The organism is Streptomyces sp. NPDC058464, from assembly GCF_042721035.1.
Classification (GTDB): domain Bacteria; phylum Actinomycetota; class Actinomycetes; order Streptomycetales; family Streptomycetaceae; genus Streptomyces.
In genome coordinates this window covers 216,087-223,635 of the sequence record NZ_JBHXMA010000015.1, presented here as the reverse complement: position 1 = coordinate 223,635, position 7,549 = coordinate 216,087, and the positions used below count along the sequence as shown (strand labels likewise).

General features: G+C 69.7%; 9 protein-coding genes. 5 read left to right on the top strand and 4 right to left on the bottom strand.

Features of this window, described 5'->3' with window-relative positions; all coding sequences use genetic code 11:
- Nucleotides 1-35: 35 nt before the first annotated feature.
- From ACFWPQ_RS21525 to ACFWPQ_RS21515, 3 genes are all read right to left on the bottom strand, one after another.
- Complete coding sequence (locus ACFWPQ_RS21525) at nt 36-656, bottom strand: hypothetical protein (RefSeq protein WP_384036885.1); 621 nt, start codon at nt 654-656, stop codon at nt 36-38.
- A gap of 37 nt (nt 657-693) precedes the next feature.
- Entirely contained in the window at nt 694-984 is a 291-nt protein-coding gene (locus tag ACFWPQ_RS21520; RefSeq protein WP_361292652.1) for a hypothetical protein, read from the bottom strand.
- Nucleotides 985-1,091: 107 nt separating this feature from the next.
- Nucleotides 1,092-1,550: a hypothetical protein gene (locus tag ACFWPQ_RS21515; protein WP_384036881.1), complete on the bottom strand. Its 459-nt coding sequence runs from the start codon at nt 1,548-1,550 to the stop codon at nt 1,092-1,094.
- Between the two features lie 236 nt (nt 1,551-1,786).
- Here ACFWPQ_RS21515 and ACFWPQ_RS21510 point away from each other — a divergent pair, with 236 nt between their 5' ends.
- The 4 genes from ACFWPQ_RS21510 (at nt 1,787) to ACFWPQ_RS21495 (ending at nt 5,251) form a co-directional block, all read left to right on the top strand.
- Complete coding sequence (locus ACFWPQ_RS21510; protein ID WP_384036878.1) at nt 1,787-2,719, top strand: CHRD domain-containing protein; 933 nt, start codon at nt 1,787-1,789, stop codon at nt 2,717-2,719.
- A gap of 140 nt (nt 2,720-2,859) precedes the next feature.
- Complete coding sequence (locus ACFWPQ_RS21505; protein WP_384036875.1) at nt 2,860-3,861, top strand: DUF1996 domain-containing protein; 1,002 nt, start codon at nt 2,860-2,862, stop codon at nt 3,859-3,861.
- Between the two features lie 104 nt (nt 3,862-3,965).
- Nucleotides 3,966-4,538, top strand: a complete 573-nt coding sequence (locus ACFWPQ_RS21500; RefSeq protein WP_384036872.1) for a sigma-70 family RNA polymerase sigma factor — start codon at nt 3,966-3,968, stop codon at nt 4,536-4,538.
- Complete coding sequence (locus ACFWPQ_RS21495) at nt 4,535-5,251, top strand: zf-HC2 domain-containing protein (protein ID WP_384036869.1); 717 nt, start codon at nt 4,535-4,537, stop codon at nt 5,249-5,251. The genes ACFWPQ_RS21500 and ACFWPQ_RS21495 overlap by 4 nt, the downstream gene beginning before the upstream one ends.
- 233 nt (nt 5,252-5,484) lie before the next feature.
- On the opposite strand, the gene ACFWPQ_RS21490 is transcribed toward ACFWPQ_RS21495, so the two are convergent.
- The gene (locus ACFWPQ_RS21490) at nt 5,485-6,813 is read right to left on the bottom strand and encodes a glycosyltransferase (RefSeq protein ID WP_384036866.1); all 1,329 of its coding nucleotides are present in this window, start codon (nt 6,811-6,813) and stop codon (nt 5,485-5,487) included.
- A 520-nt stretch (nt 6,814-7,333) separates the two neighbouring features.
- Between ACFWPQ_RS21490 and ACFWPQ_RS21485 the strand changes: the two genes are divergently transcribed.
- On the top strand, nt 7,334-7,549 hold a 216-nt coding region (locus tag ACFWPQ_RS21485; RefSeq protein ID WP_384036863.1), incomplete at its 3' end, for a hypothetical protein.

The following is a 7,549-nucleotide window of genomic DNA, read 5'->3' as shown; positions in this document are numbered from 1 at the left end:
GTCCTGGTGACGGCCGGGCCCCTTCTCGTGCGCGGTCAGCCCGCGGTGGCGGGTACCGGTGCCTGCTCGCCGAAGGCGAAGGTGCCCGTGATGGCGTCGAACAGGTCGTACAGCTGGTCGGCCACCGGGAGGTTGGGGCTGAAGCAGGTGATGATCAGCACCTTCGCGCTGCCGGGCACCGGCACCACGGTGTGCATCACCACCACCTTGTACGACACCCCGCCGCCGATCTCGCTCTCCTCGATACCGACGAGCCGTCCGACCGGCCCGATCCCCGGGAGCGTCTCCGTGGTGAACGTGCGGGTCGTACCCTCGCCCTTGCGGTCGCCGGAGGCGGAGAACTGCCTGGCCAGGCCCTGCGCGGAGAAGTCCTCGCCGGGCGGCGGCGTCAGGTTGAACACCATCAGGCCGGCCATCAGCAGGCCGTCCTCGTACATCGTCGTGGTGCCCGCGGCGTAGACGGCGCCACGCCGACGGGCCCCCTCCATGATCCGCCGCGCGTTGCGGAAGGCCTGGTTGACGGCGTCCCGGGTCGGCTTGTCCGGGGTCTGCCGCAGCATCTCGGCACGGCGCTCGGCCAGCGTGTCGCCGCCGAGGTCGTACTCCGTCCAGTTCTCCGGGACGGAGATCTCGAAGGTCTGCGAACCGTTGGTCATGGGACCGTGCTCCTTGGGTCGTCCGGCCGTCGCCGTCTCAGGACTGTTTTCCGTCGGTGTTCTGGAGCTGCGAGCCCATCTGTTCGTCGGCGTCAGCGAACGCCTTCACGATGGCCTCGCAGGCGTCCTGGAGGTCCTTGCTGTTCCGCTTCAACTGGGTGCGCCCGTCGCCCCACTTCTTGTCGAAGTGGGAGCCGGCGTCCACCAGGGGCCGGCCCACGGCGTCGGCGTCGAAGCCCGTGGACCTGGTCTCGATGAGCTCGGTCACCCGGCGCAGCAGCGTGCCCAGGCGCTCCACCTCGTCTCCGGGCATGTCGATCTCGGCCATGGGGCTCCTCTCCGGGGGCGGTGTCGGGCGGGCGTGTCGTGCCTCGCTCCAGGAACGCCCCGATGGCCGGGGCGGTTCAACGCGAGCGCGTGGCAGAGACGCGTGCCTCAGGCGCCGTTGCGTACGAGCTTGCCGTCCGCCCCTACCGCGAACCACTGCCCGTCCAGGCCCTGCCCGTTGACGTCACCGGGTGCCGCGTCGCCGACGTAGTAGTAGAGCGGCCAGCCGCCGTACGTCGTCTGCACGGCCCCGCCCGACTTCCGGGCCTCCCGGATCAGCGAGGCCCGGACGCCCTTGCCGGCGGTCGCCTTCGCGTCGCCGGTCAGCGCGGGCCACACGGCGATGCACTTGGCGTCGCAGTTGCTCGCGCCGTCCTTGTCCTCGGTGAAGGCGTACAGGGTGCGGCCCTCGCCGTCGACGAGGATGGACCCCAGACCGGAGTCCTTGACGGCGATGGCCTCGCTCTTCCCGGCCTCCTTCGCGGTGCCGTCGGTGTCCTTGCCGCCGCCGCAGGCGGCGAGCGCCAGAGCCAGCGGTATCGCGATCAGAGCCGTTCGTGCGCGCATGGTGGTGACCTCTCTCAGCAGTGAATCGGAAGGGGTCGCGTCCCCGCGTCCCACACGTGCCGAGCGGGTTTCCGGTTCAGTTTTCCCCCACGGTTGCGACCGCGGTTCCGAGTACATCTCCGACCGCGGTTCCGAGGACATCTCCGACCGCGGTTCTGAATTGAACCGCCCTCGGCGCCCACCCGTGATTCGGGCATCACATCGGACCGAATTCCCGGACGGACGGAGAAAAGGAAATGCGCAAGCTGTCTCTCACGGTGGCGGCCGCCGTGCTCGCCACCGGTCTGGGCGCCACTTCCCCGGCGCTCGCCCACGGCGGCCACGGCACCGACTCGGCCGCGTCGGCCACCGCCGTCCCGGCGACCGAGCCCGCCGTCTCCCTCATAGCCCAGCTCTCGGGGGACCAGGAGATCCCGGTCAAGGGCGGCCCCGCGGTGGGCGATCCGGACGGCAGGGCGGTAGCCCTGGTCAAGGTCAAGGGCGACCGGATCACCTTCGCCCTGTCCTGGAACGGCATCGACCGTCCGACGCTGGGCCACATCCACCAGGGCGCCGCCGGCACCAACGGCGACGTGAAGGTCGGCCTGTTCACCACCCAGATGCCGTCCACCGTGCAGTCCGCGGCCGGCCAGACCTCGGTGACCGACGCCGCGCTCGCCCGTCAACTCCGCACCGACCCGGGCGACTTCTACGTGAACCTGCACACCAAGGAGTTCCCCGGCGGCGCCGTGCGCGGCCAGCTGCGGCCGCTCGCCAAGCCCGTCAACCCGCTGAGCATCATCCGGGGCGGCAAGCTGCGCGCGCTCGCCGACGGCAGCCAGGAGGTGCCGACCGCGGACCCCAGGCGGGTCGGTGACCCGGACGGCCACGCCGTCACCTTCCTGTACCCGGGTGCCGGGGGACAGGTCGGCTACTCGCTGGCCTGGGTGAACATCGGCGCCCCGCTGGCCGGCCACATCCACCAGGGCACGCTCGGCCACAACGGCGACGTGAAGATCCCGCTGTTCGTCACCCCGGTCCCGCAGCACATCTTCGCCATCTCCGGCACGGTCGGCGTCCAGGACCCCTCGGTGCTCGCGCAGATCAAGAAGAACCCGACGGGCTTCTACTCCAACCTGCACACCAGCGAGTTCCCGGACGGAGCGGTCCGCGGCCAGCTCTTCAACTGACCCGTGGTTCAGCCGAGTCGGGCTCGCCAACTGACCCGTCGTTCAACAACCGGCCATGGTTCGGCGAAGCTGGGTAGAGATTTCGTCATAGTCCAAGCCTGAACTTGAATTGGTCTGGACAACACTGTCACTCTGCTCGCGTGTGGATCCGACTCTTCCGCCTGAGAGCCCGTCTACTCCGAATCCTCGTCCCCGCAGCGGTCGGCGTCTCAGCCGTCATCGGGGCCGGCGTCATCGCCGCCGGCCGGCCCGCCGTGGCCCTGGGCGCACCCGCCGCCGACCGCTACGTGGACATCGCCTCGGTCCCGCGGGCCGTACTGCCTGCCATCGGACCGGACGCCGCCACCGGCACCTACACGGAGGACTGCGGCCGCAATCTCGACGCCCACCGCAACGCCGACAACCTCGTGGTCTCGCCGGGTGTCACGGGCTCGGCCCACCACATCCACGACTACGTGGGCAACGTGTCGACCAACGCCATGTCCAGCAACACCGAACTGGCCGCGGCCCGCACCACCTGCGTCGGCGGCGACCGTTCCACGTACTACTGGCCCGTACTGCGCCGGCTGGACCGCATGGGCACCGACATGCACGCGGTCGGCGGCGGTCTGGACGACAACATGGGCCAGATCCTGACGCCGTCCTCGGTCGTGATCGAGTACCGCGGCAACCCGGTGAGCAAGGTCGTCGCCATGCCCCGGTTCCTGCGTCTGGTCACCGGCGACCCGGTCGCGCTCTACACGGGCGGCGCCAACGTCCATGCGCAGTGGGGCTGTTCGGGCTACCAGGACCGCTTCACCACCAAGTACGCGGTGTGTCCCGAGGGCAGCGGACCGACCCGCACCCTGGACTTCCCCAGCTGCTGGGACGGCCTGTCCACCGACAGCCCCGACCATCGTACGCACGCCGTGTTCCCGACGGCCGACGGCGTCTGCCCGCACGCCACCTTCGCCATCCCGCAGTTGCGCATCACGCTCACCTACGCGGTGCCGGCCGGCGTCCGCTACGCCGTGGACTCCTTCCCGGAGGAGAAGCGCGACCCGAGTACCGACCACGGCATGTTCATCGGCGTCATGACCGACCGTCAGATGGGCGCGCTGGTCAACTGCCTCAACGAGGGCAGGCACTGCCGAGCGGCCTGACCCGGGCCGACGAGACCCGTGGAAAAAGTCCGAACCAGATCGAACCGGCTCCGGCTGCCATCCGTGTGTGACGCGTCAGCCCAGGAGAGGACGGGAGAAAGTGGATGGCGGCGCTGTGGTCCCGCGCGCGGGACAAGCAGAGAACGAGCGACGAGGTGCTCATCCGGTCCTTGTACGAGGAGCACGGCAGAGCCCTTCTCGCCTACGCCCAGCGGCTCACGAACGACCACGCCGCCGCTGAGGACGTGGTCCAGGAGACCCTGATCCGCGCCTGGAAGAACCAGGAGTCACTGCTCAACGGCAAGGGATCGGTGCGTGGCTGGCTGCTGACGGTGGCCCGGAACATCATCACCGACCGCTACCGCGCCAAGGCCGTGCGGCCGACCGAGGTCGCCGAGTCCGTGGCCACCACCCCGGTGGAGAAGGACCACGCGGACGGCGTGGTGGACTCGATGCTCGTGATGGAGGCCCTCGACCGGCTCTCCCCGGACCACCGGGACGTGCTCAACGAGATCTACTTCCAGGGCCGCAGCGTCGCCGAGGCCGCCGAGTCTCTCGGAATACCTCCCGGTACGGTCAAATCCCGATCACACTATGCCCTGAGACAACTGAGGGACCTGTACAAGGACAGACCCACGACAGCGAAGCTCGTCGCGCTGAAGGAGGTGGCGGCATGAGCATCAAGGAACACGACAGCGCACTGCTCGGCGCCTACGTCCTCGGCACGCTCGACGAGCAGGAGGTGCGCGCCGTCGACGAACACGTCGCCTCGTGCGACAGATGCCGCGAAGAACTGGACGGATTGCGGGAGATGGAGTCGGCACTCGGCGAAGTGCCACCCGAGGCGTTCCTCGACGGTCCGCCGGAGGGCGGCGATCTGCTGCTCCAGCGCACGCTGCGGCAGGTGCGCAACGAACGTGACGGCGAGGTCCGCCGGCGTGGCACCGTCCTTGCCGCGGTGGCCGCGGTCGCGGCGGCGGCCGTCCTCGGCGGCGGGGTACTGATCGGAAAGAGCATGGGCGGGACCACCGGCGAGGTCGCGGACCCTCCGCAGTCCTCGATCTCGGCACCTGCCACCCTGCCCCCGGCCGGCACCAGGATGGCCTCGGGCACCAGCACCGCGACCGGCAGCCGGATGACGGTCCGGGTGACCCCGGCCACCTCCTGGGTCCGGGTGAACGCCTCGGTGGCCGGCATCCCGGTGGGCGAGCACTGCCGCCTCATCGTCGAGCGCAAGGACGGCCGCCGGGAGATCGCGGGCAGCTGGGTCGTCGCCGACGAGGACAAGGGCGCCAACCTCGACGGCTCGGCGGACGTCCCGATCGACGACGTGGCCAAGATCGTGGTCGAGAACACCAAGGGCAAGGAATACGTGTCCCTGAAGGTCTGACACGCCGTCCCCCCCGGCACCACCTGCTCACCCGGCGGTACGGCCGCGCACTCACCCCGCGCGACCGTACCGCCGGCCTTCGTATGTCCTGACATCTACCGGCTCCTTCAGGCTTTCGCGGGCCGGAGAGGCTCGGACGCGCCCCGTCAGGGGCGCGGGGAACGGCGCGGTCAACCCCCACCGGCCTGCCCGCCGAGTGACAACCTCGGCCCGCCCCCCCGATGTCACCCGACTCACACCTGAAAGCGACCCGTCGGCGCCAACACCCTCCGCTTGCGCCCCCGCACCGCGAACCCCAGCGCGAGGTCGGCCGCCCGCCCCACCCCGTCGCCCTCCGCACGCACCGCCCGCCCGAGAACCCGCGCCGCCTCCACCACCCGGCGTTCCCCCAACCGCTCCAGCGCGGCCCGCACTTCGGCTGCGTCCAGGCGGTGCCGCGGCAGATGCAGCCCCACCCCCCGCCGCCGCACCAGCTCGCCCCACATCGGCTGGTCGAGCGTCCCGGACACCACGAGCGAGGGCACCCCGGCCCGGACCACGGACCCGGTGGTCCCGGAGCCGCCGTGGTGCACGGCGAGCCGGCAGCGGGGGAGCAGCGCGGTGAGGTCCGCGCCCTCCAGCACCCGGACCCGCGTCGGGTCACCGACCGCGTCGGCGGGCAGCACGGCCCAGCCGGCGGTCACCACCGCGCGCAGCCCCAGCTCCCCGGTGGCCCGCTCGACGGTGGCGAGAACGGCCGCGGGATCGGCCGGCGGCGTGCTCCCGAAGCCGAAGTAGACCGGGGCCTCCCCGGCGTCCAGCCAGCTCTCCAGCCCGGCGTCCAGGCCGTGTTCGGCCGCCGCCGCCCGGTCCTCGCCGGTCAGTTCCAGCCACCCTGCGAACGGGCGGTACGCGGGCCACTCGATGCCCGGCACCAGCAGCCCGCTGTAGCCCTGGATCTCCAGCGCGCCCAGCATCCGGGCCCGCAGCGGGGAGGAGAGGTCCGTGGGAGCCAGTCCGAAGGCCTCGCGGAGCCTGTTGACGCCGTCCCGGCGCACCTGCCAGGAGGCGCGCTCGTAGTCGAGGTGCGTCTTCCGGTTGGCGCCGGGTCCGGCGCTCGCCCGGCTGGTCACGAACGGGCTCGGCACCGCGTCGTTGGCCCGCACGGGGAACAGGTGCAGCAGGGCCAGCGGGATCCGGCGGGCCTCGGCGATCAGCACCGCGACGTCCTCGGTCAGCGAGCCGGAGACGATGAGGTCGGCGCCCTCGCAGGTCCGGTACAGGGTGCGGGCGATGTCGGCGGTGTGGGCCGCCATCACCGTGCGCAGCCCCGCGAGGAACTCCGTGCTGTCGCCGGAGGTGGCCCAGCTCCGGTCAGGTGCCGGGGAAGTCAGGAACTCCCGCCAGTCCACCGGCAGTTCCACCGGATGCAGGCCGGCGGCCCGCACCATGCCGGTGAACCCGGCCGGGACCGCCAGCACGGGAGTGTGCCCGCGCCGGACGAACTCCCGGCCGAGGGCCACCAGCGGCTGGACGTCGCCTCGGGTGCCGTGGGTCATCAGGACGATACGCAGAGCCTTCATGATGCGGTCACCTTCCGTGGATTCCCCCGTCACGGGAGCGTGGCCACAACACGACGGGCGGCCGGGTGCGGTTCGGCTCTTCCGCAGTGGGACAAACCACAGCGACCGGCGGGAACCGGATCCGCACATGGCGCGCAGAGGCCCTCGCAAACCTCTGTCGGGTAATCGTCACGCCCTGTTTACGCGTGTCAAATTTAACGGCGAAAGATAAGTCCTGAAAATTGACGGGTGTATGTCTGAAAAACCGTCGAGGCTTGCCCGGGTGTACCCCGAAGGGCTCATCTCATTTCTTGGGAAACGCACAGGAAAGATTGCGTCGAATACTCGCCGACTGTGCGCCCAATGTCCGAAATGCCAATAAAAGGCCAGGTCAAAGTGGTGGAGGTGATGGTTCCGGTCGACATTGACAATGGACTGGACCACCCGTACGTTCTTGAGTGTGCAACAACGCCTGGCTGGTCATTCGCCGGCGTGATCGGTCTTTTGGCGTACCCCTGTTCCCCCATTGCAGGACGGCCCAATGACGTTCGTCATCGCACAGCGAAATTCGCTGCTCTCCGGTCTTCGGGATCTCTACGAAAAAGATCAGGACCGGCTTCTCTTCACCTTTGTCGACGACCACGGCGAGTTCCGAGACCCTCCGGGCCACCGAACAACCCCCAGCCAGGCTATTATAAAAAAAAAACAGCCCACCACACACCCAAAAAACAAGTTATACCACAAAAGAATTAAAAAA